This window comes from Metabacillus mangrovi (assembly GCF_009711125.1).
Lineage (GTDB): Bacteria > Bacillota > Bacilli > Bacillales > Bacillaceae > Metabacillus_B > Metabacillus_B mangrovi.
This window is the reverse complement of record NZ_WMIB01000006.1, coordinates 68,777-94,209: the sequence shown is the minus strand read 5'-3', so window position 1 is coordinate 94,209 and position 25,433 is coordinate 68,777. Positions and strand designations below refer to the sequence as shown.

The 25,433-nt window shown below is 45.2% G+C and carries 24 protein-coding genes; 10 read left to right on the top strand and 14 right to left on the bottom strand.

Going from position 1 to position 25,433, the window contains the following annotated elements:
* Positions 1 to 48 precede the first annotated feature (48 nt).
* Genes GKZ89_RS08585 through GKZ89_RS08570 form a run of 4 tightly spaced genes read right to left on the bottom strand, consistent with a single transcriptional unit; the run spans position 49 to position 3,982 of the window.
* Complete coding sequence (locus GKZ89_RS08585; RefSeq protein ID WP_155111997.1) at positions 49 to 315, bottom strand: hypothetical protein; 267 nt, start codon at positions 313 to 315, stop codon at positions 49 to 51.
* Positions 293 to 1,408: a GerAB/ArcD/ProY family transporter gene (locus GKZ89_RS08580; RefSeq protein WP_155111996.1), complete on the bottom strand. Its 1,116-nt coding sequence runs from the start codon at positions 1,406 to 1,408 to the stop codon at positions 293 to 295. The genes GKZ89_RS08585 and GKZ89_RS08580 overlap by 23 nt, the downstream gene beginning before the upstream one ends.
* 13 nt (positions 1,409 to 1,421) lie before the next feature.
* The gene (locus GKZ89_RS08575; protein ID WP_155111995.1) at positions 1,422 to 2,597 is read right to left on the bottom strand and encodes a Ger(x)C family spore germination protein; all 1,176 of its coding nucleotides are present in this window, start codon (positions 2,595 to 2,597) and stop codon (positions 1,422 to 1,424) included.
* Positions 2,594 to 3,982, bottom strand: a complete 1,389-nt coding sequence (locus tag GKZ89_RS08570) for a spore germination protein (RefSeq protein ID WP_155111994.1) — start codon at positions 3,980 to 3,982, stop codon at positions 2,594 to 2,596. The genes GKZ89_RS08575 and GKZ89_RS08570 overlap by 4 nt, the downstream gene beginning before the upstream one ends.
* A gap of 449 nt (positions 3,983 to 4,431) precedes the next feature.
* On the opposite strand from GKZ89_RS08570, the gene GKZ89_RS08565 reads away from it, so the two are divergent.
* The 4 genes from GKZ89_RS08565 (at position 4,432) to abc-f (ending at position 8,427) form a co-directional block, all read left to right on the top strand.
* Positions 4,432 to 5,100 carry a cobalamin B12-binding domain-containing protein gene (locus GKZ89_RS08565; protein ID WP_155111993.1) on the top strand — a complete coding sequence of 223 codons (669 nt, stop codon included), beginning with the start codon at positions 4,432 to 4,434 and terminating at the stop codon, positions 5,098 to 5,100.
* Positions 5,078 to 6,184: an ATP-binding protein gene (locus GKZ89_RS08560; RefSeq protein ID WP_155111992.1), complete on the top strand. Its 1,107-nt coding sequence runs from the start codon at positions 5,078 to 5,080 to the stop codon at positions 6,182 to 6,184. Before GKZ89_RS08565 ends, GKZ89_RS08560 begins: the two co-directional genes overlap by 23 nt.
* A gap of 155 nt (positions 6,185 to 6,339) precedes the next feature.
* Complete coding sequence (locus tag GKZ89_RS21485; protein ID WP_338324907.1) at positions 6,340 to 6,453, top strand: RAxF-45 family protein; 114 nt, start codon at positions 6,340 to 6,342, stop codon at positions 6,451 to 6,453.
* A 177-nt stretch (positions 6,454 to 6,630) separates the two neighbouring features.
* Positions 6,631 to 8,427 (top strand): ribosomal protection-like ABC-F family protein, encoded by a 1,797-nt coding sequence (gene abc-f, locus GKZ89_RS08555; RefSeq protein WP_155111991.1) that lies wholly within the window; start codon positions 6,631 to 6,633, stop codon positions 8,425 to 8,427.
* Between the two features lie 59 nt (positions 8,428 to 8,486).
* Here abc-f and GKZ89_RS08550 read toward each other — a convergent pair whose 3' ends face one another.
* The 4 genes from GKZ89_RS08550 to GKZ89_RS08535 form a co-directional block, all read right to left on the bottom strand.
* Positions 8,487 to 9,182, bottom strand: a complete 696-nt coding sequence (locus GKZ89_RS08550; RefSeq protein WP_155111990.1) for an LrgB family protein — start codon at positions 9,180 to 9,182, stop codon at positions 8,487 to 8,489.
* Positions 9,172 to 9,546 carry a CidA/LrgA family protein gene (locus tag GKZ89_RS08545; protein WP_155111989.1) on the bottom strand — a complete coding sequence of 125 codons (375 nt, stop codon included), beginning with the start codon at positions 9,544 to 9,546 and terminating at the stop codon, positions 9,172 to 9,174. The genes GKZ89_RS08550 and GKZ89_RS08545 overlap by 11 nt, the downstream gene beginning before the upstream one ends.
* Before the next feature lie 45 nt (positions 9,547 to 9,591).
* Positions 9,592 to 9,993 carry a carboxymuconolactone decarboxylase family protein gene (locus GKZ89_RS08540; protein ID WP_155111988.1) on the bottom strand — a complete coding sequence of 134 codons (402 nt, stop codon included), beginning with the start codon at positions 9,991 to 9,993 and terminating at the stop codon, positions 9,592 to 9,594.
* 115 nt (positions 9,994 to 10,108) lie between these two features.
* Positions 10,109 to 11,008: a LysR family transcriptional regulator gene (locus GKZ89_RS08535; RefSeq protein ID WP_155111987.1), complete on the bottom strand. Its 900-nt coding sequence runs from the start codon at positions 11,006 to 11,008 to the stop codon at positions 10,109 to 10,111.
* A gap of 146 nt (positions 11,009 to 11,154) precedes the next feature.
* Between GKZ89_RS08535 and GKZ89_RS08530 the strand changes: the two genes are divergently transcribed.
* Positions 11,155 to 11,766, top strand: coding sequence for a flavin reductase family protein (locus tag GKZ89_RS08530; protein ID WP_155111986.1), 612 nt, complete (start codon positions 11,155 to 11,157; stop codon positions 11,764 to 11,766).
* A gap of 105 nt (positions 11,767 to 11,871) precedes the next feature.
* Here GKZ89_RS08530 and GKZ89_RS08525 read toward each other — a convergent pair whose 3' ends face one another.
* Positions 11,872 to 13,098 (bottom strand): M14 family metallopeptidase, encoded by a 1,227-nt coding sequence (locus GKZ89_RS08525; RefSeq protein WP_155111985.1) that lies wholly within the window; start codon positions 13,096 to 13,098, stop codon positions 11,872 to 11,874.
* A gap of 130 nt (positions 13,099 to 13,228) precedes the next feature.
* Here GKZ89_RS08525 and GKZ89_RS21480 point away from each other — a divergent pair, with 130 nt between their 5' ends.
* The gene (locus tag GKZ89_RS21480; RefSeq protein WP_338324906.1) at positions 13,229 to 14,725 is read left to right on the top strand and encodes a methyl-accepting chemotaxis protein; all 1,497 of its coding nucleotides are present in this window, start codon (positions 13,229 to 13,231) and stop codon (positions 14,723 to 14,725) included.
* A 77-nt stretch (positions 14,726 to 14,802) separates the two neighbouring features.
* On the top strand, positions 14,803 to 15,381 hold the full coding sequence (locus GKZ89_RS08515; protein WP_155111984.1) for an NAD(P)H-dependent oxidoreductase: 579 nt from the start codon (positions 14,803 to 14,805) through the stop codon (positions 15,379 to 15,381).
* A 104-nt stretch (positions 15,382 to 15,485) separates the two neighbouring features.
* Here GKZ89_RS08515 and GKZ89_RS08510 read toward each other — a convergent pair whose 3' ends face one another.
* Both GKZ89_RS08510 and GKZ89_RS08505 read right to left on the bottom strand, forming a co-directional pair.
* Positions 15,486 to 17,249 carry a glycoside hydrolase family 66 protein gene (locus tag GKZ89_RS08510; RefSeq protein WP_155111983.1) on the bottom strand — a complete coding sequence of 588 codons (1,764 nt, stop codon included), beginning with the start codon at positions 17,247 to 17,249 and terminating at the stop codon, positions 15,486 to 15,488.
* A 74-nt stretch (positions 17,250 to 17,323) separates the two neighbouring features.
* Positions 17,324 to 19,867, bottom strand: a complete 2,544-nt coding sequence (locus GKZ89_RS08505; RefSeq protein WP_155111982.1) for a glycoside hydrolase family 31 protein — start codon at positions 19,865 to 19,867, stop codon at positions 17,324 to 17,326.
* A 456-nt stretch (positions 19,868 to 20,323) separates the two neighbouring features.
* On the opposite strand from GKZ89_RS08505, the gene GKZ89_RS08500 reads away from it, so the two are divergent.
* Positions 20,324 to 21,154, top strand: coding sequence for an aldo/keto reductase (locus GKZ89_RS08500; RefSeq protein WP_155111981.1), 831 nt, complete (start codon positions 20,324 to 20,326; stop codon positions 21,152 to 21,154).
* Between the two features lie 373 nt (positions 21,155 to 21,527).
* Here the strand turns inward: GKZ89_RS08500 and GKZ89_RS08495 are convergent, their stop codons facing one another.
* Complete coding sequence (locus GKZ89_RS08495) at positions 21,528 to 22,415, bottom strand: RluA family pseudouridine synthase (RefSeq protein ID WP_338324905.1); 888 nt, start codon at positions 22,413 to 22,415, stop codon at positions 21,528 to 21,530.
* 148 nt (positions 22,416 to 22,563) lie between these two features.
* On the opposite strand from GKZ89_RS08495, the gene GKZ89_RS08490 reads away from it, so the two are divergent.
* Positions 22,564 to 22,965 (top strand): DUF5365 family protein, encoded by a 402-nt coding sequence (locus tag GKZ89_RS08490; protein ID WP_155111980.1) that lies wholly within the window; start codon positions 22,564 to 22,566, stop codon positions 22,963 to 22,965.
* A 234-nt stretch (positions 22,966 to 23,199) separates the two neighbouring features.
* On the opposite strand, the gene GKZ89_RS08485 is transcribed toward GKZ89_RS08490, so the two are convergent.
* Both GKZ89_RS08485 and GKZ89_RS08480 read right to left on the bottom strand, forming a co-directional pair.
* The gene (locus GKZ89_RS08485; RefSeq protein WP_155111979.1) at positions 23,200 to 23,670 is read right to left on the bottom strand and encodes a thioredoxin family protein; all 471 of its coding nucleotides are present in this window, start codon (positions 23,668 to 23,670) and stop codon (positions 23,200 to 23,202) included.
* A gap of 1 nt (position 23,671) precedes the next feature.
* Positions 23,672 to 24,103: a disulfide oxidoreductase gene (locus GKZ89_RS08480; protein ID WP_155111978.1), complete on the bottom strand. Its 432-nt coding sequence runs from the start codon at positions 24,101 to 24,103 to the stop codon at positions 23,672 to 23,674.
* 325 nt (positions 24,104 to 24,428) lie between these two features.
* On the opposite strand from GKZ89_RS08480, the gene GKZ89_RS08475 reads away from it, so the two are divergent.
* On the top strand, positions 24,429 to 25,430 hold the full coding sequence (locus tag GKZ89_RS08475; RefSeq protein ID WP_155111977.1) for a LacI family DNA-binding transcriptional regulator: 1,002 nt from the start codon (positions 24,429 to 24,431) through the stop codon (positions 25,428 to 25,430).
* The last annotated feature ends 3 nt before the right edge of the window (positions 25,431 to 25,433 follow it).

Genomic DNA, 25,433 nt, shown 5'->3' with positions numbered 1-25,433 from the left:
TGTTCATGCACCGGGCTTTTTTTATTGTTTAAGGGGCCGCTTGAAGGCTTACTTCTTCCCTTCAGCATTTTTCTTCACAGAAGTCAGGTACAGATAAGCAGCAATCAGCAGGAAGAAAACGAGAAGAGAGAAAAAGTCGTTCATAGTGGAGGTTTTCAGTTCAAACGTAAAGGTCTTAAAAATCATTTCGGAAGAGTACCCTTGAAAGTAATCGAGCGCCATGATGCCTATGTACAGGCAGAAAACTGCGCTTAAGGCGAAGAAGATCGTTTTAAGTTCATTCACCATGTTTTTAAGCTTCTTTAAACGTTTCATGTTTGCTCCCTTTTCTCTTTTTTTTCAGCCATAAGCCCAATAAAAGCAGTGCAGGAATGACAATTTGAAATGGAACATGCAGGAATAGGGGGACGATGGAAAGACCTTCCTGAAAATGCTCATACTGAGTGCTGGCGATGAACAAAGAGGCGAAGATGATGGCGATCCCATAAATAACTGAGACAGGAACCTTATTTTTCGTTCCCGTTACTTCGCAGGTCCCTTTAACTGCTGCAAAGAAGAACAGAAGGACCTTAATGAAACCAACGACAATCATAAGGATGACGATAAGAGAATCAAGCCGCTGAATAAAGTCTGAGATATTGATAAGGGACACTGTAGCAAGGATGGGAAAGATGAAGTTTTTAGTAAGCTTGGCACCAAGAATGGCGGTGTGAAGAAACGCGGTCAGGCTTAGGACAAAGACAGATGCCAGGACGGAAAGAAGCGTAATTCTTATATAACGCACCCCTTTTTCGGCAAGTGGGTAGAACATGGTGAAGACGACCATTTCACCGAATGGAAAGGTCAGGACAGTCGGAAATATGGTTTTCAGGATGGGCATGGGTCCATGCTCCGCTACAGGGAGTATCTCTTTTACATCTACGATGCCCGACATGAATTCGAACATGACGACTAATACGAAAGGGATGGTGATCCAGTAGAACATTGGGGCCGCGGCACTTGCGATCACTTTAAACGGCTTGATGGAAAAATACATGGCGGTAAGCATCATGAAGCTGCTGATTACAATGAGGAAGGTTTCGTTATAAGCGGTAATGATCAGCAATTCTCCAAAATCTCTCAAAACACGTGAACATATATAAAGGAAATAGAGGATATACAGGAAAGAGACCAAGCTCCCTGCTTTTTTTCCGAGCAAAAAAATCAGGATGCCGGTCAGCGTTTTTTTTCCTGATACTTTGGTTAGTGCGATGTACATAAGAAGGAGAGGAATCGCTGCCAGAAATCCGAGCAGAATAGCCAGCCAAGCATCCTTCATGGCCCCTTTAGCAGGATCGAGAAGGATCGCGCTGCCGATTTCATAAATAAAGATTAAATAAAACAGCTCCTTCCCGGATACTCTTTGCATTTTTCATCCCCCACTATATATGACTTTCAACAACGCCGCCGCGCAGAAGCTCTGTATCTGCATGTACCTCTATCTCGGCCTGTCCGAAAAGTTCAGGCCACTGGTTTTTAATGCTCTTCCATTGCTGCGGATTTTTATCGGATAGCATTTCTCCAAAGCCATAAATATCTGATTGCTTTTGCTGTGATGCCGCAATGGCGTCTGTTATTTCTTTCTCCAGTTCTTCTGTCATCTGTTTCTCTAAATCCCTTATAACAGCTCTGGACATTTTCGTATCTTTTAAGCAGCCGAGAGAAAAGACCTCGCTTCTTGTTTTGACATTAACGCGGATTTTTACTTTTCCTTCTGTATACCTTACTTTTGATTCTGACTTCACATAAGGAAGGAGATAAGAGACGTACTCGTGATCACAGGGAGTGTTGATATAGGCTCTTTTGGCCTGGTTATGGACAATCAGCAGTGCTTTCGTTTCCTCCGGCCCGAGCCAGTATTTGAGCCTTGTATCCTTTCCATAGACAGCGGTGTAACCGACCGCTGTAGAATAAGGCTCGCTTTGTTCAATGTTTTCCTTCCTTTTGAATACATTTGGATCGCCATGGTTATAAATTCCAGGCATGAATGCGTCCATGCCGCTTTGGTTATTCATTTTTGCCCAGTCAATGATGTTGATTCTTGTTACCGTACTGAAATTCTCAAGGTTGTTTTCTGTTTTTCCCAGTGCGGAAAGAGCTGGGACCTTTGTAAGCGGTGGGAGAGCAGAGAGTACCTCTAGTGCGGTTTGGTCTTTGGCTGTCATTATGAGAAGGCTGCTGCGGACTTCAGAGCCACGCTCCAGATGCTCGATCATCTCGCCAATTCCCCTTTTCGCCAGATCCTCTCCGATGACAACTACAGCGAGGTGGCTGTAGAACGTTTTCCTTGAGATTTTAGAGACAGCAGCCTGAAACGCTTCATTGATGGAAGCCCCTTTGCCGACCATGTTAATGACAGGCACAGCCTTCCCGCCTGGCGAAATTCCTGCAGCAGATGAGATTTCACTTGGATCTACGAGTTGCAGGGTGATCTGGTAGCCCTCTTCTGCAGCATCCACTCCCATTCCGATGACAATGGTAAGGTCATTGAGCTCCTGCTGGGTTCCGCAGGAAGACAGCAAAGGAAGACAAAACAGCAGGAACATCCATTTCCTCATCCGCCGCCCTCCTCTCCGGCCTGGTTCCCTTTTGCCATGTAGGGGGTACCGAGTGTTGTTAAGTGATAAAGATGTCCGAGCAGGATAAACGTGGCCAGTATAAGCCCATAGTAGCCGAGAAAATACGTGACAAACATAAGAATGAACCGGACAATCCGGGCAGTAATGGCAAGACTGTAATTAGGCAGTGTGAAGCTTGAGATCGCTGTAATGGAAACGACAATCACGACTGCGGTAGAAACAATCCCCGCCTGGACCGCAGTCTGGCCGATGACAAGCGCTCCTACAATGGATACTGCCTGTCCGATTGCCCGCGGAAGCCGTACACCTGCCTCTCTTAATATTTCAAAGGTAACCTCCATTAAGAGGACTTCTACTATAGCGGGGAAGGGCACGCCTTCCCTCTGTGAATACAGACTGATCAGTAAAGAAGTGGGGATCAGTGCCTGATGATGCGTGACCATCCCGACATATATCGCAGGCGCAAACAGGGAAAGGAAAAAAGAAAGATACCTTAAATAAAGGATCAGTTTTCCTGCAATGTTTGATTGATATAAATCTTCAGGCGACTGAAAATAGTGCTTAAAGCTCGCAGGGCAGAGAAGAACAAAGGGAGTGCCGTCAATTAAAAGCGCAATCCTTCCGGCAAGAAGACTGCTGGCTGCTTCATCCGGACGCTCCGTATTATTAATAGTAGGGAAGAGAGTGATTTGATGGTCTTCAAGAATTCTCTCCAGATAACCGGATTCCATCGTGATATTTGCTTCGTTATTGGTCAGGCGGCTCCTGACAAGACGGAGCGTTTCTTTATTTACTTTGTTGTCGAGATACATGATGTTTACTTTTGTCCCGGCTATTTTTCCGACATGAAGCTCTTCCAGCTTCAGATGGGGGGTTTTCAGCCTCCTTCTAATTAAAGCGGCATTCGTCCGGATGGTTTCATTAAAGCTTTCCTTAGGGCCCCTGATTACAAGCTGTGAACTAGGCTCTTCAACCGGCCTGTGCTCGCCGCCTGATGTTTCGAGGTCGATGAAGCCTTGGTAGCCATCGATCAGGAGCACCGTATGCCCTTCGAGAATGGATTGTACAGCCTCCTTGCTTGTAAAGCCAAGGGAAAGGTCGCTGGCAAGAATCTGCTTGGTCAGTTTTTTTAGAAAATCCCTTTTTAATGGGATGTTTCCGGAAAGCAGGATGGGGTGCAGGATTTCTTCTGTCACTTTTGCATCATCCGATATTCCTTTTAACCGGATCAGGCAGCCTTCAACTGAAGGTTCGGAAGGGAGAAGGATGGAGTGAAAGGCCAGATCCTCCATCGGATGGAGAATGTTCTTTACATACTGTATATTTTGCTTCAGGTTTCCAGAAAGCTGCTGACCGGAGTTCATCTTCTTCCCTCCCTTTTACGTACGGGTATCTTTCAACTATTATTCAGCTGAGTGATTAATTTTATGTAAGGAAAGGATGAAAAGCATGACCTGGAATATCGATTATGTTACGATGCATGTATAACAGAGATAAATATTTTTTCTTGACAAAGGGTTTATACGAGTCAGCAGCGAATGTAAAACAATGTATCTTTTTCTCCCCAATCAACCTCTAAACATACGCTTCTTACAGCCTTCCTATTATACCGGCTGCCATCTGCAAAAAGTAGGCGGCCGGCAGACCATGTGCCGCGGCCCTTTTTCCCGGAGTTTATTTGTTTGTCTGATCGGGTATATATATTACTCAACTTCTGAAATAAGCATGAACATATCTTAATATTTGCACATATGTTACCCTTTAAGAAAGGTGGTCTTCCGCGAAAGAAAACCATAAAGGCAGGTGAGGAAAAATGAATATTCAGGTAGAGGAATTAAGCGGGTATATGCTAAACGGGAATGTGGCAAAGTCCTGGAGTTACCTGGAGACGGCCACGTATGGAAAAGACAGCATGGCGTTTTATGATGCCTTGAAGGAATGCATGTATTTTATCGGTGAGCTATGGGAAGAAAATGCGATAACAGTAGCGGACGAACACATTGCTTCTCATGTCTGCAAGACTCTGCTATCGTATAAATACTACCATTCGGTAAGAAAAACACCTGAAGTCAGGCCTTTGAGAAGAAAAAAAGCGATGTTCTTATGTGTTGACGGAGAAATGCATGACCTCGGGATTCATATGGTGTCCAACTATTTTCATGAACACGGCTGGGAAACCCAGTGTCTTGGCGCCAGTCTCCCGCTGAATGAGGCAGTGGAATATGCAGAAAAGTTTCAACCGGATGTAATTGGGCTGTCTGCCAACATTCCATATCATCTGCCGGCGATTAACCAATATATATTGGCACTCGAGCAGCTGCCGTTCGGACCGGCCATCATGGTCGGAGGAAAACTCGCTTCAAACCACGATCTTGAGTTTCATTGCCCTCCCAACACGATGATCATACGCAATTTAACCGAGATCGAGGATTTAATCAAATATATGGGGACTGTTCAGCATGGAAATGCAATTAATGTCTAGCAAATATGAAAAAATCCCTTTTTCATATTTTATGGTGGACCGTAAATTAAATATATTGTCTGTATCAAAAAGGACGATGAACGAGTTCGATGGAGCTGTTAATTTTATTGAGCTTGTCGGAATAGGCAGCAAAAAGAAAGCGGCATCCTTTATTCTCGAGACTCCTTCCATTTCTAAAGTGGAGCTCAACATGAAAACGAAAAGCAAGCCTCATTGCTTGTTTGATCTATACATCCAGTATGAGAATAAGGATACCATTCACATTTTCTGCATCAATAAAGAAGAATCTCTGGAGCCTGTCTACCAGGCTATGAAGAACCTGGAATCGGATTTGATGAAGGCAAATCTGTCTCTGATGGAAAAGAATACACAGCTTGAAAAGTCGTTAAAGGAAATGAAGGAACTCGCTGTACAGAATCATCATCTTCGTTCCTTTAAAGAGCTTGCAGCCAGCATCTCGACGGATTTGACAAGTCCGCTCACAAGCATAAAGGGCTTTTTCAACCAGGTTAAGCCACACCTGATTGATCCTGCTGAAAGACCATTGACTTTTGAGGGCTTAAACCGCGCCAATCATGATCTGTACGAATACCTTTTTGATGAAAGGCCGCCTGTTATGTCCAAAAGGAAAATCCTGCTCTCCCAGCTGATGGATGAAGCTGCTTTGGTCGTCAAGAAGGAAGCTGTATCGTTCAATTGCCTCATCAATTACCAGGCAAGCATCCAGAATCCTGTTCTGCATGTAGATACTAAAAAAATAACGCAGGCGATATTAAATATAGTCCGAAACGCAATGGAATCCTTTACAGCTCTGGAAGACTGCGGTGGCCAAATTGAAATTTTCACAACACTTAAATCTGAAACCATCGAAATATCCGTTGAAGATAACGGCTGCGGAATGGGCCAGGAGCTGCTGGAAAAGCTCTTCACTCCATTTTTAAGCAGCAAAAAAGACGGCAAGGGTCTTGGGTTGGCTGTCAGCCTTGAGATCCTGAAAAATCATGATGGAGAAATTAAAATAGAAAGCCAGAACGGAGAAGGAACAAGGGTCACCCTCATTCTCCCGTATGAAGAGCTTTATTAGAAGGAGCACTCAAACCGGAGTGCTCTTTTTTTTGCTCTTCTGTCTATTGGAGCGAACACCAGCAGCCGCAGATTTTTTTGAAATGTGAATATTGTCAAAAAAGAAAAAACTGTATATACTGAGAATAATCAAGGTTCGAAGGAGGTGGATAAGAGATGAAACATTCTGGAATTGCAAGGCCGGAGAGATTGACTTTCCTTTATTTGTGCCGCGCGATTTTTCATGATTCAGCAGCCAACGGGACAGCTCTGTCCATTTTTCGCAGCTGAATAGGATGACCGGAATGTTAAGAAGACTCTTATCTGCCTAAAAAATGTGCGGTTATGAGAGCTTGCGGGCTCTCTTTTTTATACCCTTTTTTAAAGGCCGGGATGGGCGAATTGTGCTGATCCTGTTTTAATATGGGATCTTCTTAATCAATCACTTGATTAAGGGAGAGAATGAATATGATTCTTTGTTCAATGAAAAATGTGTCAAAATCCTTTGGAGGGCATCTCCTTTTTACTAACCTGGATCTAGAGGTTCAGGAGCATGCAAAAATAGGTCTTGTAGGGAGAAACGGTACCGGGAAAACGACAATCTTTAAACTGCTGAAGGGGATGGAGCAGGCTGACAGCGGAACGGTTTCGATCAAAAAGCAGACGAAAATCGCCTACCTGGAACAGATTCCTCAGGCACGGCCGGATGAAACGGGAGAGGATGTACTCCGCCGGGCATTCGCTGAATTGACGGCCATCAGGGAAAAGCTGACCCTGCTTGAAACCGAGATGGCAGACATGGAGTCTGCAAAGCTTGAAAAGGTGCTGGTGCAGTATGGCAGTCTGCAAGAGCAGTTTGAGCGTCTGGGAGGCTATGAATCGGAAGCTAAGCTTACGAAGGTAGCAGAGGGGCTAAAGCTTGCAGAACTTCTCGGGAAAGAGTTCAGGAGCCTGAGCGGCGGTGAGAAGACGAAGCTTGGACTGGGGATGGTCCTGCTTGAGGAGCCTGATCTCCTTTTGCTGGATGAGCCGACCAATCACCTCGATGTTGGAGCTGTAGAGTGGCTTGAGCAATTTATAAAGGAATATCGGGGAACAGTGCTCCTGATCTCGCATGATCGTTACTTTCTGGATGAGACGGTCAACCGGATTATGGAGCTGGAAGATGGAGAAATAACTGTGTACCATGCGAATTATTCCCGTTATACAGAAGAAAAGCAGAAGCAGCTTCTGCTGGAGTTTCAGGCCTACCAGGAGCAGCAGAAAAAGATAAAAAAGATGAGAGAGGCGATCAAGCGCCTCAGGGAATGGGCCAACCGGGCCAATCCGCCAAGCGAAGGCCTGCACAAGAGAGCCCGAAATATGGAAAGAGCTTTAGAGCGGATGGAAAAGCTGAAAAAACCAGTGGTTGACCAGAAAAAAATGGACCTTCATTTTGAAGGGACGAAACGGAGCGGGAAAAGGGCAGCTGTAATTGAGAGTGCATCAAAAAGCTTTGGTGACCGCGAGCTTTTCTCTGGTGTGAACCTGGAGGTGCATTACCGCGAACGGCTCGCTTTAGTTGGGGAAAATGGTTCAGGAAAGTCAACGCTTCTCCGCATGATCCTTGGAGATGAAGAAGCAGATACCGGCAGAGCCGTTATAGGGAGCAGTGTCCGGCTCGGCTACCTTTCCCAGCAGGTGATTCCGGACTGCGCAGGAAGCATGACATTGATTGAGTTTTTCCGGGAGGGGCTTCCCATCACCGAGGCTGAAGCGAGGCATATTCTTGCCAAGTTCCTCTTTTACGGGCCGGCCGTCTTTAAGAAGATGAGCGGTGCGAGCGGGGGAGAAAAAATGAGGCTTCAGCTTGCCCGGCTCATGCAGCTGGACCTGAATTTTCTAATTCTCGATGAACCAACCAACCATTTGGATATCGATTCAAGAGAAGTGCTGGAGGATGCGATTGAGCATTTTGAAGGGACCGTTCTGGCTGTTTCCCATGACCGTTATTTTTTAGAAAAGCTGTTTCCGAAAACAGCCTGGCTTGCCGGCGGGAACCTCCACCTTTTTGAAGGAAGCTATAAGTACGCAAAAGAAAAAATGAATGAAAAGCGTCCCACGGAGAGGACTGCCTTAAAAACAGCTGCAGAGCTTGAGAACGAATTGCTTCAGCTGGAGATGAAAATTGAGCGGATATTAAGAGCGTCTCCGCTTTCAGAAGAGATTCCCAGGCTTGAAAGGCAGAGGGGAGAGTTGTATGCGGAGCTTGAATCCATTCTTTAAGTTCCCGCTTGATTAATTGAGAAAAAGCTTGCCCTTATATCCAAGGTGCAAGCTTTTTTTTATGAGATGAAGAGGATGAGCAATGGAATAAGAGAGTACCCCCACAGGATGGTTATAAATCCGGCAAGAATCATAGAAAGACTGGAAAATGTCCCTTCCAGTTCCCCGTATTCCATGGCTTTTGCCGTTCCTACTCCGTGGGCAGCCATTCCGAGCATAAGCCCTTTTGCAATAGGTGTGTGAATGGGAAGCCATTTGATCATGGCAGGGCCAATCATGCCGCCAATAATCCCGGTAAGGATGACAAAAGCCGTGGTCAAAGCCGGCAGCCCTCCTATCTCTTTGGATACCTCAATAGCGATGGGGGTGGTAATGGACCTTGGAAGCATACTGATCATCCAATCCCCGTTCAGGTGCACCCAAAATGCAAATAGGAAGGAGGAAAGAATGGCGGCAGCAGAACCTGCCGTTACACTGAAGAAGATTTCCCTCGTGTACCTCTTTATCAGCCCGGCATGTTTATATATCGGAACAGCAAATGCTGCAGTGGCAGGGCCAAGCATGTAGGTTAGAAGGCGGGATGCCTCTGTATATTGTGCAGCAGAAACAGACGACACGCTGATTAGCACGATTAAAAGACCCGGAGTGATCAGAAGCGGGTGCAAAAGGGGAAAGCCGGTTTTTCTGTATAGCCATTTACTAATCCGATACAGCATGTATGTGATGGTGGCAGCCGCGAGTAGCTTAATTAGCATGAAGTGCCCTCTTTCTGCGGAGATGGATGCGCTCTGCTGTTAATGCGGTAGCTCCCATAACAATCAAGGTGCTGACCAGAATGATGCCCAGCATCTTAATTCCAAGCCATCCGAATAATTCGTGATAATCCACAATCCCAACTGCAGAAGGAACGAAAAACAGCAGCAGTTCAGCAAGCAGCCAGGCAGCTCCTTTTTCGACCCATTTCAGCTTGATGATCTGGAGGAATAAAGCTGCCAGGAGAAAAAACATTCCGAGAATTCCAGCAGGAACCGGAAGGGAGAGCACTTCCTTCACCCAAACTCCCCCCAAGTAAAAGCAGTGAATGAAACCAATTTGAATGATGATACGGATGACGTTCATGGGTACCTCCTTTCTCATAAAACAAAGAGCCTGTCAGGCTCTTTGCTACGAATTTTCGCGTTGGGAAAATACTTTTTTCGCAACGGTTAAAGCGTTAAGAACTTTTGGGAACCCAGTATAAGGAACAAGCTGGATAAATGATTCCGTGATCTCCTTAGGTGTCAGTCCCGCTGTCAGTCCGGTATTTATATGAAGCTCCAGCTGCGGCTCCGTGCCCTGTGTTACAAGGGAAGAAATGGTAACGAGCGCTCGTTGTTTATTTGTCAGTCCTTCTCTTGAATAAACCTCTCCATATGCAAAGTTAATAATCATCTCCCCTACATCCGGGGCAATATCCTTCAGCTCCTCGACGATGCGGAGGTGGGTTGAAATGTCATCATTGTTGTGCAGCGTGTATTCTCCAAGCTTGTCAAGGCCAATCTTGTGACGGTCATTGCATTTAGTCATCTTGATTCTCCTTTTTGTATTGACTCTGCAATAACCGTAACACAGTGATGGATTATTCGTGAAATATATAAAAATTATCCCTTTTATAACTTTTGGTTATGGTTAGGGTAAACCTTTATTCAGACATTCTCAGCCTATCCTTCATGCCGATGATAAATTCGATGAAGGCCCGTCCTGCATAGGTCGTATACGTATCTTTTGCCTGGATAACAGCAAGGCGCCATGGAACGACAGGGTTCCGAATGGGGATTTTCCTAATCCGGGTTCCTATTATCCTGCTGCAGATTGATTCGGGGAGAATGGTCACTCCGAGCCCCGCTGCTGCCATTTCCGACATGAAATCCCATTGAGAGCTTTGGAAAAGGATGTTCGGCTCGAATCCTGCGTTGATGCAGTATTCTCTCACAAGCTCATAGAGGGCGAAATCTTCACTGTAAAAAATAAAGTCTTCATGCTGGAGACTGGACAGATGAACCTCTTCCGCATCTGCAAGCGGATGGCTCTCATTGACAAGCAGCACCATTTTTTCATCGATGAGCGGGTGAACGATAAAGTGCTCTTCTGCCACTGGAAGCACAGCCACACCCATCTCGATTTCACCGGCAAGCACACTTTCCGCTACTTTTTTGGCACCATATTCTTTAATCTGAATCTGAACGCCCGGATGTTTTTTATGAAAGGCCGCAAGCACCTTTGGGAAAAATAAGCTTCCAATAATCGGCGGAATCCCAATTCTGATTGTTCCTTTGCTCAGCCCCTGAACATCTACTACGGAGGAAAGCAGGTCCTCCTCTACACTCATCATCCTCACTGCGTGCCGGTAGACAGACTCACCCGCATCAGTCAGTGCAAATCCTTTATGGCTGCGGATGATCAGCGGAGCTCCGAGTTCATCCTCGAGTGACTTGACCATTTTGCTCAACGCAGGCTGGGAGACAAGCATTTTTTCAGCAGCTCTTGTGAAATTTTTTTGTTTAACTGCTTCAACGAAGTATTTCAGCTGTCTTAGTTCCATTTTTCACCTCATAAAGTTAATGTCCTCACTGTAACGCTGTCATCCGGCTCTGTCAAAATCGTGTCGAACGGTTCTTGATTACAGACGGAAAAATAAGGGTATCAGGGTACAATGTAATGTTTCGTTTCTCGAAAGGATGGTTAACAATGATATCCATTTGTCCAGATGATTTATCAGCGCTTGAAAATTATAAGCTGCTGATTGGAAGTGTAATCCCAAGGCCCATTGCGTTTGTAACGTCGATCACAGAGCAAGATGTAGTGAATGGAGCACCATTCAGTTTTTTTAATGTAGCTTCATCGAGCCCTCCGCTTCTGACTCTCGCTATTCAGCGTTCAGAAGGGAAAATGAAGGATACTGCTAGAAACATATTAAACAGCGGAGAATTTGTCATTCATGTAACAGACGAAGAAAATGTAAAAAGCATCAATGAAACCTCAGCACCGCTGCCGCCGGATCAGAGTGAGATCGACATCAGCGGACTGACTCTCGCACCGAGCAGCCAGGTTCAGGTGCCGGGGGTGGAAGAGGCAAAAATCAGATTTGAATGCATACTCGAAAAACATATAGAGCTTGGCGGAACAGAGCACGAGCCTGCTGTTGACTTCGTCATCGGCCGTGTGGTCCATTACCATTTTAAAAAAGGTGTGTACAAAGAAGGTAAAATCATGGAAAGGGAACTTGCAGCAGTGAGCCGTCTGGCCGGAACCAAATACGGAAAAATCGGGGAAGTATTTTCAATGGAGCGTCCCAGGTAGCTGGAGCGTCATACGGACTGCACAATTGAACCGGAATGTAAGCTGCTGACAGGCAGCCCGGCACGGAAAAAAGCAGGAAGCCTCTATAGAAGCTTCCTGCTTTTTTTATAATGCTTTTTTATAAGTAAGGACTCCGGTGAGTGCCTGGGAGAAGTCAGCGGTGGCTTTGCTGCGCCATTTGTTTTCATGCGGGTAGAACAGCTCTTTGTAGCGGCCTTCTATGATCAGACGTGAAAGGCTGCTGCTTGCCCCGTAGTGATACAGCTGATTCTCTTCAATTGTCCGTTTGAGTGACTGGATGGAGTCAACCGTTCCATCGCCAAGTGTACCGAACTCAAAGGTAGTCGAGTAGAACGTTTTTTCAGGTGCCTTTTCTTTTGCAAGAGCCGTGAAATATTCTGTGAGGTCCCCTGTTGATGCATAATATTCTTCTGAATCTGGTGTGAAGACGAGCGGATAGCTGTATGCGGCTTCCGCTTCTTCCTGAGTCAGCGTTTCAGCCGAAGAACTGAAAATGCTCATCTGGTAGCGTGGACCGTAGCCAGTGTGCAGATCAATGTGGATAATCTGCTTATAATCTGTTTCCAAGATACTATTGAATTCCCGCTTCATTAAAACGGTAGATTTCTCATCACGGGATCCGCCGTAATACACTCCTTTTGGATTTGTGTACTGTCCGGTAAGGAGTGCGCTTTCCACCTGATCTGTCCCGACTGTGAGAGCGGTTTTAGCAAGTGAAGCGGTAAATTCCGCATCATGTTTGACAATGCTCCCAATTTTCTTTTCCGGTTCAAAAAAGTTTTCAAGCTGTTTGTACGTCTTGTTTACATTGAGGTCAAACGTACTCCAGTCACTGATAAAGTTACGGTTCAAATCTACATTGTTTTCGTTGTAGCGGCGGTTGTTTTTCATTCCCCAAGGATTGATGGAGTGGATTAAATACACGCCGGTTGTATCCGGGTTAAGCTTCCCCGCAAAATCCTTCATGAACAGATCCTGCATAGCAGACCCTGTGTACCCTTCAATTCCATGTGTGCCGCTCGATAACACAATCAGTGTATCCTTTGAGGCATTTGCTTCAGCCTTCAGGAGGTCAATGCTCAAGTTCTCCGCTTCAGAGACGGGAATGCTTGTTTCTGATACTTCACTCCATCTTTTTGATAGAACTGTATCATAAGTCCTGAAACGGTCTCTGGACTGTTCATAAGTGTCCGGGAAGCTTGGATCCCCTTTATGAATTGTTGCGGAGACCTCGGCAAGCAAATGGTTTGGGATGATGGTTGTGTAAAGAAATACAGCTGCAACAGCGAAAAATAATGCCTTTTTGATCAAAGCGATTCCTCCTTTTTATAGTTCTATAGTTATATCGACTATTTTCCTATCAACTTGAATGAAAGAGTGAAAATTTTTCTGATATTGCCGATATATATTAAAGTGAGATCGAAAAGGAGAGGGATTTTTAGTGATAGGAACTCAAATGAAAAGCAGCAGCAGCCAGCAGATTACAAGAATTATTAACCGGCTGTTTTTGATTGCCGGAATCCTTATGTTTGCCAACAGCATCGTCCAGAAAATTCTATATGGGATGCCTGAATGGACTTTTATGAATGTCGCTTATAATTTTTATTTCCTTTTGTTTTTAATTCCAGCATTGCACTATAGATGGAAGAAGAATGAAGAACAGTTTAAAGTTCTTTCCGTTTGGTCGATGACTGTGTTTGCCTTCCTGCTGAATACAGATTCATGGGTAAACGTCCCTTTTGTCTGGCTCGTTCCCCTTGGAATTGCGGCTCTCTTTGCAGATTCAAAACTAATGAAAAAAGCATTCATCGTTTCTCTGCCTCTGGTGCTGGCGGCCCAGTTCGCGCATCTTTACCTGGCTGATCCGCTGGTTATTGAAACGAGCATGTACAGAAGCATTATGACCGCGATTTACTATGGACTTCAGTTCCTGTTTGTCGGATTGCTGCTGTCAAGCAGTACAAACCGCTTTGATAAAATGCTTGGCGAGAGCGAAAAGCTTAAAAATGAGATTGATCAAGTACTGCAGGTGAACAGGAAAGCCTCAGCTGAGATCGGCGGCCATGTGGAAGAGCTCAATTCCAATATTTTGGATACGAGCGGCGGAGTGGTGCAGATCAATGAAGCAGTCCAAACGATTCATTCAGATTCAGTCCGCTTTCAGGAGGATATGAAAAGATCTTCTGAAGAAATGGAGTCAATGGTTAATGATTTGAAGGCATCTAAAGACCTGACGGATCAGATTTCAGATTACTCCGGAAAAGTGAACGGTCTGATTCAGCTCAATAAACAGCATCTGACTCATGCCATTCAAAGCATTAATGAAGTGAAGCACTCTTCCGGAAGCTCGATTCAGCATGTGCAGGTATTAACAGAGAAAACCTCTGAGGTGGAGAAGGTGCTAAGTGCAATCAGAACGATTGCTGATCAGACCAATCTTCTTGCATTGAATGCAGCCATCGAGGCAGCAAGAGCAGGAGAGCATGGAAAAGGATTTGCTGTTGTGGCGGATGAGGTCAGAAAGCTTGCCGAACAATCTTCCAAGTCCTCTCACATTATTCAGGATATCCTTGGAGAGATTCTCGATGCGAAAGAACAAGTTGCCGCTTCTCTTAAACAGACATCGGAGACAGTCAATGAGAGCGTAGCTGTGATTGAGAGAACGACAGCAGACTTTGACAAAATGACATTCATTCAAGCGGAAAGCGAAGAGCATCTGGGGAGGGTTACAGAGCGCTTTGATCAGTTTGCAGCGAAGGGGAGCGAGGTAGGAAGCATAATTGGCTCCCTGCAGGAGCAGCATGAGAACAATGAAGAAAGAATTGCCTCCGCTGCATCTGCCATTGAACAAATCAGCGCCTCCATCCAGCAGGTTTCTTCCTTTGTTGAACAGGTTGACGCGAAAGCAAAAAACTTAGCCGGCAAGGATCATGTATAAGCTGCCTGTCAGGGTGAATAATACAGAAGGATACGTACAAACGAATGATTTCATCATTCCAAGGGAGTTCTCTGTAAATGAAGACCCTGATCATATATGCCCACCCAAGGCAGGACAGCTTTTGCGGGCAGATTCTTGAGGCGGTAATAGAAGAGCTGAAAATCCTGAAAGCGGAAATCAGGCTGAGAGATTTATATCGCATTCAGTTTCAGCCTGTGCTGCATGAGGATAATTACTCCGAATTTTTTCAGACGCAGGTATCAGAGGATATCCTGGAGGAGCAATCTTATCTGTTATGGGCAGATACGCTTGTTTTCATATTTCCTACTTGGTGGTGCGGCATGCCCGCTATACTGAAGGGCTATGCAGACCGGGTCTTAACGAACGGTTTTGCTTTCCGCACAGTCAAAGACGGTACGGAAGGACTCCTGAACGGAAAAAGAGGGCTGGTTTTTCAGACGACCGGACAGCCTGAACAGGCACTGAAGCCCTCACAGCTGTCAATGGCGATGGAGGCAGTAATGGATTACGGCATCTTTCACATGTGCGGGATTGAAACGGTCACTCACCAATTTTTGTACGCAGTTAACGGAGCAAATCTAGAAACGAGGAAGCGTATGATAAAGGAAGTCCGGGGAGTTATTGAAGTGCTATAAAGCACTTCCGGCCGCCGGTTCTGATGCATGCAGGCGAAAGTCCTCACAAGAATAAAAGCAGGAGAACACCCATACGGGTTCTCCTGCTTTTATTTATCATCCGGTTACTGCTCAAATTCAAATATGGCCATTGTCCAGTAGTTTAAAGAAGGGAGGGTAAGTTTCACCTCTCCATCCTTTTGAGTGAAATGGACCGGTACAGGGGCCGCTTTTCTTGAATCAGGTGAGGCAGCCCATATTTTCCGGACAGGCCTGCTTTCTTTTATTGTCATTTCAAATCGTTCCAGCTTGCCTGGTTCAGCCTGTGTGCCGCCGGTATCCCGCCATTCCAATGAATTTGCCTTAGTAAAGTTTATAAAATGAAGCATGCGCCTCTCATTGGAAGATTTTGAAAAACCCCATATGCTCCCTTTTTCAGGCTTGTTCCTGACAGCAGGAGAAGACTGGATATCCAGTGGAGTTTCCTTCATGCTGCTGCCCCTCAGAAGGTTTTGATAGGCCGTCAGAAAGTCGTAATAAACAGTCAGCTTCTCTTTCAGCCCTCCATCTGCCTGCAGGTTATCATGAGGAAAATACTCGCTCGAAAGCATATGCTCCCCAAGCTCCAGATGGGCGCCTCCCGCTGAAAAGATCACACTGTTCGCGAGCAGGATGCCCGGTGTGTTAAAAAGACCCTCCTGCTGTTTGGAAAGATGATAGTTCATATAGGCAGCAAGAACGGTGCTTTTGCCTCCCGAGTAATCCGCGTTTTCATCGATGATTCTCTTCAAGTCGCCATACTCTTTATACTCATCCCATACTTCTGTATACATAAAATCAACCGGTGCCGTACCCGTCTGCTTTTGCCCATACTGGTTGACCGCGTTCAGTACAAGGGATTTTTCAGGAGCTTTGCTTTTTGCATGATGAAGAAATTCATCAAATCCCTCTTCAAGCTGCAATTGCTTTCCTGCGTAATCATACACTTCTCCGCGGGGGCCAAGCTGGTCAATATGCCAGCCGTCAAACGGAAGCGCACTGTATACCTCATTTTGTCTGCCGATGATATAGTCCTGCCACTCGCGGTTCCCGGAATCAAGCAAATACACATCGCTTTGCCATTCTTTCGGAAGGGGGTGCAGGTCTTGTGTTTCATGGCGGGGGTCTTTATATACCCGCCACTCATCCTTTACTCCATCCGGTCCGGCATCCTCAAAGGATCCATAAAGCAGATTGTAAGCCATCGTTTTCATGCCGTGAGACTGGGCCTGCTCGATGTAGCGTTTTAATGTTTCTGCAGATACTTGCCGCCCTGCGATGTCCTGCCAGGAATCCTGCATCGTTCCGCCAGCTTTTTTTAAAGGATCATGGTGCTTATAATGCCAGTCGTAAAATTGCAGGCCGTTCACATGATAGCGGTTGAGATCCTTAATGATTTCACTGGACTGTGTGCCTGCCTGAGCAGAGAAATCCGATAGAAAGCCGTACCTCGGAAACCTGCTCCAATCGCTTGAAACATCTATGGCAATTGTATGACGTTTCCCGTCAATACGCGTCTCTGCCAGGTAGCCTTTAAAGTCATCAGTGGGAGGGACCCAGTTCCACTCCGTTTTTCCTTTTTTTAATGCGATTGTTTGAGAGTCAATCTGTTTATCTAAATGATAATATCGGATAACAGCCGTACGCTGTTTTGGGCGGCGACCGGATTGATAGGAAAAAGCTGCAGTTTCTCCGGGATCAAACCGTGCCTTATTGATTTCAAGCTGTGCAGCCATCCTTTTTTGCGGTTCCGGACTAGGCTTTGGCGAGATGGAAAGATAAAGAATGAACATACCCAGAACTGTCAGGATAAGGGCTGAAACAGCGGTTGTGCGCAGCTTGCTTTTCATCGGAATTTCCTCCAGATAAGAAAAGGGACTGCCGGCATTGTACCGGCAGTCTCTTTTAAAGGTTGGGCTTCTGCTTAGCGGATTTTTACATCGCGCTTTTCATTAGCTGGGATGCTCACATACAAAGTCTTCGTTTTTTCATCGAAGAAGTATGTGCGGCTTCCGTTTGTCACTTTATCCACAGAGTTTACAGCTTTATATTTCTTCATTCCGGCTGTTACTTTTCTTGGATTTTCTGCGTTATGAAGCTTAAGAGTGTATTGCTCAAGTTTTGAATCATCATAGTTTGCAGTCAGTTTCTTCTGGCTGAATACTACATTGTGCTTGCCTTTGCGTTCAACAGTGAATTTCGTTTCGTTGAATTCACCATCTTCTTTTGCATCAAGAGTAGCAGCATCATCTTCGTAGAAGCGGTATTCTGATTTTTTGTCCAGGTATGTGTCAAGAACAAGGTTTTCAAGCGGTTTCTCACCTGTGTATTGCTGAACGTCGCGGGTAGGAATCATTGAATCCTTTTTCACAAACATCGGCATTTCTTCAAGCTTCGCACTCACGTGAATCGTGCGTCCGCCTTTGTATTCTTTTCCAGAAACAAAATCAACCCATGTGTGGCCTTCAGGCAGGTAAACATTACGTGATGTCTGTCCTTCTTTCAAAGCAGGTGCAACCATCAGAGAATCACCGAACATAAACTGATCTGCGATATTGTATGTTTTTTCATCTTCCTGGAACTGATACACGAGTGGCTGCTGAACCGGTTTTCCTGTTTCTGCAGCATCCTGGAATGCATTGTACAGGTATGGAAGAAGCTTATAGCGCTGTTCGATATACTTTTTGCTGATCGCTTCAACTTCCGGACCGAATGCCCAAGGCTCCTGTCCTTGTTTAACGGTTGCTTTTGCATCACTATCATAGTGGATACGGGAGAACGGATACAGAGATCCGATTTGGATCCAGCGGGCGTACATTTCAGCAGTTGGGCGCTGTGCAAATCCGCCAATATCTGTTCCTACATTCGCTACACCGGACATTCCGATGTTCATGTGGCTAGGAAGGGACATCTGTAAATGTTCCCATGTGCTGACTGTGTCGCCTGTCCATAGAGCAGAGTAACGCTGTGTTCCAGCATACATGTCACGTGTCAGAACGAAAGGACGCTCGTTTGGTTTATGCAAGCCCCACGCATTGTAAGTAGCTTCTGCTTCATCATGGCCGTAAATATTGTGATACTCAGTATGAAGGATTTTGTTATCTTCGTAGCCGAAGTATGCATCCAGCGGCAATGTATGGTGCATTTTGTCGTTATCAATGAAGACCGCCGGTTCATTCATATCGTTCCATACACCGTCGATTCCTTCATCAAATAATGCAGTATGGTTTTTGCTCCACCAGTCACGTACTTCTTTTTTTGAGAAGTCAGGGAATACGGAGTCTCCAGGCCATACAGGTCCTACGAAATTGCTTCCGTCTGCATTTTTTGCCCAGTAATCATTTTTCGTACCTTCTTGGTAAGACTTATTGTTCTCATCCACTTTTACAGCAGGATCATTAATCGCGATTGTGTGGAAGCCTTCCATCGCTTCAACTTGTTTAAGAGCATCCTTAAATTTATCGTTCCAAGTGAATACGCGGTAGCCATCCATGTAATCAATGTCAAAGTGCATTGTATCAACAGGGATGTTTTTATCGCGGTAAGTTTTTGCTACATTTACGATCTCATCTGCGTTGTACTCCCATTTACTCTGGTGAAGTCCCATGGACCATTCCGGAGGAAGCTCCTGTTTACCGGTCAGCTCAGTGTAGCGGTCAATAACATCAGAGATTTCGGGACCGTTCATGAAGTAGTATGTAAGGTCTCCGCCGTTAGCGTAGAAGTAGTAGTAATCATCAGATTCTGAAGCCATTTCGTAGTATGAACGGTGAGTATTGTCAAACATGATTCCGTAAGCTTTCTCATTTTTAAGACCGATGAAAAAAGGAATCGTTGTGTAGATGTATTTTGTGTCCTTGTCATAGCCGTAAGCATCTGTATTCCACATGCCGATGCTTTCGCCGCGCTGGTTCAGGTTCAATCCTGCTTGTTCACCAAAACCGTAGAATGCTTCATTTTCATCGGTTTTCTTGTATACGTATGGTTTGCCGTTCTCATAGCCGGAAGTGCTTCCGTTTTTCATATAATCTTCATTAATCACATTGCCTTTGTGATCCATGAATTTTACGCCGAACGTATCTTTTTTAATATGAATAATAAGTTCTTTTGTTCTAAGCTCGTACACATTGCCTTTATCTTTCGCTGTGAATCTTGGAGTCTTCCAATCTTTCTTTGCAATTCCGCGGGATGTGTACTCTTCTTTGCCTTTTTCAAGAATGGATACTTTCGCAAGATCATCTGCAAAAAGACGGATGAAAGCATCTTTGTTTCCAAGGTCGAATTTAACCCCGTTATCAAGCCTTTCAATGCCTTTAACAGATAATTTTTCCAAATTGTCTTTTGCAAGCGGAGTATCCGGCTCCGGCTGTGTAACAGCCTGTGCGCTTGGAGCAAGTGCTGTTGCTGCCATTCCCATCGCAAGGGAAGCGGAAATGACTCCTTTAAACATGCGTTGTGACTTTTTCATCTTCCACCTCGTAAAAAGAAAGTTACAGACAATGCGTACGTTCATCGCTGCACAAGTCAAAATATAGATGGAATCACATAATTCCGCAATCCAGTTTTTGTATGAGAGGATGAGCGGAAACATACAGGTCAAAATACCTTAATACCTTTCTCATAAAGGTTTTGAAAACGTTTTTCACAAAATGTGGAACCAGTTCCTCTCTAATTGAAAAATAAACCGATATGTCTATACAAGTACCTCGTGTCATAGTAGAGGGGTATAAAGACCTTCTTCTGACACAAATGTAACAAAACGATAGAGAAACCTTGTTAACACTGGGATTGATTATAAACCGTATGTAAAGGGCTGATATAAATTCAATAGTTTGAATATAGAGGACAGGCATCCTTTTTGATATTTTCTGCAACTTAAAGGATAATTGTCTTCGATAAACGGTAATGGAGAGGAGTCAGGATAATGGTTAAAAGTTTGCAGGAAACCGTAACACTTCATAATGGAACAGAGATGCCTTGGTTTGGACTCGGTGTCTGGAAGGTGGAAGACGGAAATGAGGTTGTCAATTCCGTCAAAACCGCGATTCAGTCAGGCTACCGCAGCATCGATACGGCAGCAGCCTACAAAAATGAAGAAGGCGTTGGACAAGCCATTAAAGACAGCGGAGTACCGCGCGAAGACCTCTTTATTACGACGAAATTATGGAATGCGGATCAAGGCTATGATTCAGCTTTAAAAGCGTTTGATGAAAGCTTGGAAAAGCTTGGTCTTGAATACCTGGATCTTTATCTGATTCACTGGCCTGTGGAAGGCAAGTACAAAGATTCATGGAAAGCGATGGAGAAGCTGTACAAAGAGGGGAAAGTCAAAGCGATCGGCGTCAGCAACTTCCAGGTGCATCATCTTGAAGACCTGATGAAGGATGCGGAAGTAACCCCAATGGTAAATCAGATTGAATTCCATCCGAAGCTTGCACAGGAGAAAGTCCGTGCATTCTGCAAGGACAACGGAATTCAAGTGGAAGCCTGGTCTCCGCTCATGCAGGGGCAGCTTTTTGATGAACCTGTCCTGAAGGAAATCGCTGACAAGCACGGAAAATCCGTTGCCCATGTTATTCTTCGCTGGGACATCCAGAGTGAAGTTGTAACGATTCCGAAATCCGTAAAAGAACACCGCATTAAAGATAATGCAGATATCTTTGATTTCGAGCTCACTCAAGAAGATATGGAAAAAATTGATGCGCTGAACGAAGACAAGCGTGTCGGTCCGGATCCTGATAATTTTGACTTCTAATAATGAAAAATAAGAAAGCCGCCCGGTGTACGGGCGGCTTTTTAGATGGAGCGGAAACTCATTCAGGGTGGTCAAGGCCGACAGTAAGTGAATTTTTTTGGCTGCGAAAATCGAATTTGACCACCATGGATTCGAATTCAATCACCTGGATGTAGTATTCGATCACCTAACCAAAAAATTCAATCATCTAACCTAAGAATTCAATCACCTAACCTAAGAATTCAATCACCTAAACGTAGAATTCAATCACCTAAACGTAGAATTCAATCACCTAAACGTAGAATTCAATCATCTAAACGTAGAATTCAATCACCTAAGCTGAGAATTCAATTGCTACAGGTAATTATCCCATCATTCCTTCCTTTTTATCACCCTATTCCCACTCTTTCATGTCCTCCGGAAAAGGGGCAGTCAGCAGGAGGTCCTCTCCTGTAATCGGATGCCGAAAGCTTATAGCAGATGCATGCAGCGCCTGTCTGCTGATTTTGCTTGAAGGACGCCCATACAAGGGATCGCCAATGATAGAATGGCCGATATGACTTAGATGGACGCGAATCTGATGCGTTCTGCCGGTCTCGAGCCGGATCTTCAATAATGCTGAGCTGTTTAGTACTTTTACTGTTTCATAATGGGTGACCGCGGCCTGCCCTCCTGGAGATACCCTTCTTCTGGATGGATGATGGCGGTCTCTTCCAATTGGCTCAGCAATCGTTCCTGCCGGCGGATCCGGCACTCCGTTAACCACAGCAGAGTAGGTCCTGAAAATGGAATGGTCCTGAAGGTCCCGGTCCATAATGGCCTGGGATAATGCGTGCTTGGCGAAGAGGATGGCCCCTGTCGTATCCTCATCAAGCCTGTGTACGATCCTAACAGGAGTGTCTTCCCCCTGCATCATGTAGTGAAAAGCAAGAGCGTTGGCTAAAGTTCCGGTTTCACCCGGTTCGTTCGGGTGGGTTTTCATTCCGGCCGGTTTATTTATGGCGATGAGGTGGTCATCCTCATACAAAATGCTAAGCTCTTTATACTCAGGTATGGTGCCGTCTTTTTCCTGTCTGAAGACCTCTAATGCGACAGTGTCTCCTGCCGCAACGATTGGATTGGCGGAGCCTATGGAAGCATGGTTTACCATCAATCCATGTTGTTTCCGGTATTGGGAAATGACCCCTTGGGAAGCCTTGACGGATTCCCGGAGCCATTCATTTACATGCATCGGATTCTTGTTTTCAGCTTGAAACTCAAGCCATGTGCCTTTTCGTTTCACAGTCCATTCTCCCCGTTCTGTTTCAATCATTAGGAAAAGTATAACGGACAAGGAGCAGGCACCGCAAACGAGGAAACACTTACCTGTCAACTGAGCGGACTTCCTGTGCTATTCTGGATACACAATCAGCAGGGGAAGGATGGGTTGCATGAAAATTGTTCAAGCTTCTACTAATGAGCAGGAGCAGTACATTGAAGAACTGGTGGAGGAACTTTATTATGAGGTGTTTCCTCTTTATTTAAGCGAGGAAAAAATCAGTCAGCTGGAAAGTGAGTCGGCTCTAAAGCCTTCTGAAGAAGCAAGAATATACAATGGTACATTAAAAGAGGCATTTGAGATTATGTCGAGTCTTCAAACGCTCATTGCGGTGCTGAAAAACCGGGATCAAACCGAGCAGCAAAAATACATAGGCTTATATAGCAGGAACCTTGAAATCCTGAACAGCTACGGCTACCATCTTCCGCTGGAGCTGCCGGATTTTTTTCATGAAAGCGGCCTGCAGCGCTCCTTTAATAAGTACGGCAGAGCCGCTAATCGTTATTTAATCTAATAGTTCTGTTAAACTTGGCTGTTGATTGCAGCTAGCAGGCGTTCGCTCATCCAGGGGCGGGCGGTGAGCCTCCTCATCGCTTCGCGACTGTGGGGTCTCACCTGTCCCGCTGCTCTCAGCTCGGAGTCTCACGCCTTCCGCTCCAATCAACAGATGTGAAAAATCAACACTATGCTTTAACAAAGCCAATCTAATAAAAAACACGGAACGCTGCAGAATGCGCTCCGTGTTTTTTTATTTTCCTGACCACTCTTTTAATAAAGGTTCAAGCTGTTCCTTTGTTTTTTCACCTTCAGATGCTGCCACTTCTTTTCCGTCTTTAAAATGAACGAGTGTCGGTGTTCCTGTGATGCCATAGGTTTCCCAATAATCAGGGAATTCCTTTAAATTAAACTGATCAATTTCAATGCCCATCTCTTCAGCAAGAGGCATCAGGACAGGGGTCGTTCTTTTGCAGTACGAACAATCTGAAGCGTAAAAGTAGACAATAAAGTCTTCCCCGCTTTTAACTTTTTTCTCGAGTTCATCAGGAAGAATATTGTTTTGGTAATTAGGGTCGTCCAAAATGGCTTCAGTAGAAGGGTGAAGGGTCGTTTTTCCGTAAGGGTTCCCTTTGACCGCTTCTTTCTTTTGCATATTGGTTACAATGGCTAAAGCGCCAAAAATAACGACAAAAATGGCTCCGAATAGTAGGATTTTTTTCAATTCAACGGCCTGCCTTTCGTATTTTTAAAATCATAATGCTTGAAACAATAATGATGGCAAATCCAGAGAGTGCAAGAAACGGAATGGTAATGAATCCGAGCCAGTTGATGTATTCTCCGGTACAAGGGACTCTGCCGCAAACTGCAGCATGGTCTCCCAGGAAAGGAACCTTTTGCAATCCATAATGATAAATGGAGAAGGCAGCACCGATGCAGGAAAGAACAAGACTGTATAAGGCGATGCTATAGTCTTTTCTTGCAGCTGCAAGTCCGAGAAGAATCACTTGGGGATACATGAGAATTCTTTGGTACCAGCACAGCTGGCAAGGTTCAAAGCCGACAATTTCCGAGAAATACAAGCTGCCGAGAGTGGAGACAAAGGAAGCAGCCCAGCCGGCAAGCAGCCAGTTTTCAAGAGCTTTTTGGTTGTTCATACAGATCTCCCCGGTTTCAGTATTAGACATGAAAATTATAGTACAGCAGATGAAGCCTTGTAAACAAAGTTTCGGTTCTATGAAATTGACACCGTTTTCAATTGTAGTCTAAAATAAGATAGGATAACTATGGAAGACAAGCTCCTTTTGAATGATCGAATCAATCATCAGTGGACGGCCCTGAAGTCAGCTTTATAGGGTGTTGATGTGGACCTGAAAATAACACTTTAGGTCTGCTCACAAGGCAGCAGCGGATCGGCATTCTTCAGGGAAATTACAACCGTTAGCGTAAACGTTTACGCTTATAAAAAGGAAGTGCAGAGCTTTGAGACCTACTATTAAGGATGTTGCAAGGCTTTCAGGTGTATCAGTGGCGACTGTATCACGGATTGTGAATGGTTTGCCCGGCTATTCACCTGAAACGATGAAAAAGGTAACGGCTGTGATCAAAGAGCTGGGCTATACTCCGAATGCGGTTGCCAGAAATCTTGTCAGCCGGAAATCAAACACCATAGGGGTTCTTCTCCCGCAGCTTTCCAGTTATTTTGCGGCCCGTCTGCTGCAGGGGATCGAGGGGGAAGCCAGAAAGAGGGGGTATAGCGTAATCGTCTGCAATACGGACTCGAACGGGGTCAGGACGATGGAATACTTGAATTTGCTCAGGGAGAAACAGGTGGACGGCATTTTATTCGCCAGTGAATGGCTGAAGGAAGAATATGCTGATGCTCTCACCAGTCTCGGAATCCCCGCTGCTGTCATTGCAACTGTATCCACGGCCCCTAAAATCCCCTATATCAAGGTAGATGATCAGGCAGCTTCCTTCTCAGCCGTACAATATCTGATCAGGAGGGGACATCGAAAAATTGGAATGATCAGCGGCACGAAAGATGATCCAATTTCAGGTACTCCTAGGATTGCCGGACTGAAAGAGGCGCTTTCTGAGGCGGATCTGCCATTTGAAGAGGGATTGATTGAATATGGGGATTTCGGATATAAAAGCGGGTATGAAGCAATGAAACGCCTTGCGGAAAGAAATCCAAGCATGACAGCGGTCTTTTCTGCAAGTGACGAAATGGCTCTTGGTGTCTTCTCCTACTGCTATGAAAAGGGGATCAGCGTTCCGGGAGATCTTTCAGTCATCGGGTATGATGATACCGATATCGCGATGATGTCCATCCCGCCGTTAACTGCGGTTCATCAGCCGATACAGGAAATGGGGAAGCAGGCCATGAAGATGGTAATGGAGCTGATTGGAGGAGGCCAGGCGGAGAGTGTTTTCATGCCTTACGAAATTACAGAAAGAGATTCAGTGAAAAATCTGCATTAGGAG

What these genes read in the sequence shown, in the direction of transcription:
- GKZ89_RS08585 (WP_155111997.1), bottom strand. Translation starts at nt 315, where the DNA reads ATGAAACGTTTAAAGAAGCTTAAAAACATGGTGAATGAACTTAAAACG.
- GKZ89_RS08580 (WP_155111996.1), bottom strand. Translation starts at nt 1,408, where the DNA reads ATGCAAAGAGTATCCGGGAAGGAGCTGTTTTATTTAATCTTTATTTAT.
- GKZ89_RS08575 (WP_155111995.1), bottom strand. Translation starts at nt 2,597, where the DNA reads ATGAGGAAATGGATGTTCCTGCTGTTTTGTCTTCCTTTGCTGTCTTCC.
- GKZ89_RS08570 (WP_155111994.1), bottom strand. Translation starts at nt 3,982, where the DNA reads ATGAACTCCGGTCAGCAGCTTTCTGGAAACCTGAAGCAAAATATACAG.
- GKZ89_RS08565 (WP_155111993.1), top strand. Translation starts at nt 4,432, where the DNA reads ATGAATATTCAGGTAGAGGAATTAAGCGGGTATATGCTAAACGGGAAT.
- GKZ89_RS08560 (WP_155111992.1), top strand. Translation starts at nt 5,078, where the DNA reads ATGGAAATGCAATTAATGTCTAGCAAATATGAAAAAATCCCTTTTTCA.
- GKZ89_RS21485 (WP_338324907.1), top strand. Translation starts at nt 6,340, where the DNA reads ATGAAACATTCTGGAATTGCAAGGCCGGAGAGATTGACTTTCCTTTAT.
- abc-f (WP_155111991.1), top strand. Translation starts at nt 6,631, where the DNA reads ATGATTCTTTGTTCAATGAAAAATGTGTCAAAATCCTTTGGAGGGCAT.
- GKZ89_RS08550 (WP_155111990.1), bottom strand. Translation starts at nt 9,182, where the DNA reads ATGCTAATTAAGCTACTCGCGGCTGCCACCATCACATACATGCTGTAT.
- GKZ89_RS08545 (WP_155111989.1), bottom strand. Translation starts at nt 9,546, where the DNA reads ATGAACGTCATCCGTATCATCATTCAAATTGGTTTCATTCACTGCTTT.
- GKZ89_RS08540 (WP_155111988.1), bottom strand. Translation starts at nt 9,993, where the DNA reads ATGACTAAATGCAATGACCGTCACAAGATTGGCCTTGACAAGCTTGGA.
- GKZ89_RS08535 (WP_155111987.1), bottom strand. Translation starts at nt 11,008, where the DNA reads ATGGAACTAAGACAGCTGAAATACTTCGTTGAAGCAGTTAAACAAAAA.
- GKZ89_RS08530 (WP_155111986.1), top strand. Translation starts at nt 11,155, where the DNA reads ATGATATCCATTTGTCCAGATGATTTATCAGCGCTTGAAAATTATAAG.
- GKZ89_RS08515 (WP_155111984.1), top strand. Translation starts at nt 14,803, where the DNA reads ATGAAGACCCTGATCATATATGCCCACCCAAGGCAGGACAGCTTTTGC.
- GKZ89_RS08510 (WP_155111983.1), bottom strand. Translation starts at nt 17,249, where the DNA reads ATGAAAAGCAAGCTGCGCACAACCGCTGTTTCAGCCCTTATCCTGACA.
- GKZ89_RS08505 (WP_155111982.1), bottom strand. Translation starts at nt 19,867, where the DNA reads ATGAAAAAGTCACAACGCATGTTTAAAGGAGTCATTTCCGCTTCCCTT.
- GKZ89_RS08500 (WP_155111981.1), top strand. Translation starts at nt 20,324, where the DNA reads ATGGTTAAAAGTTTGCAGGAAACCGTAACACTTCATAATGGAACAGAG.
- GKZ89_RS08490 (WP_155111980.1), top strand. Translation starts at nt 22,564, where the DNA reads ATGAAAATTGTTCAAGCTTCTACTAATGAGCAGGAGCAGTACATTGAA.
- GKZ89_RS08480 (WP_155111978.1), bottom strand. Translation starts at nt 24,103, where the DNA reads ATGAACAACCAAAAAGCTCTTGAAAACTGGCTGCTTGCCGGCTGGGCT.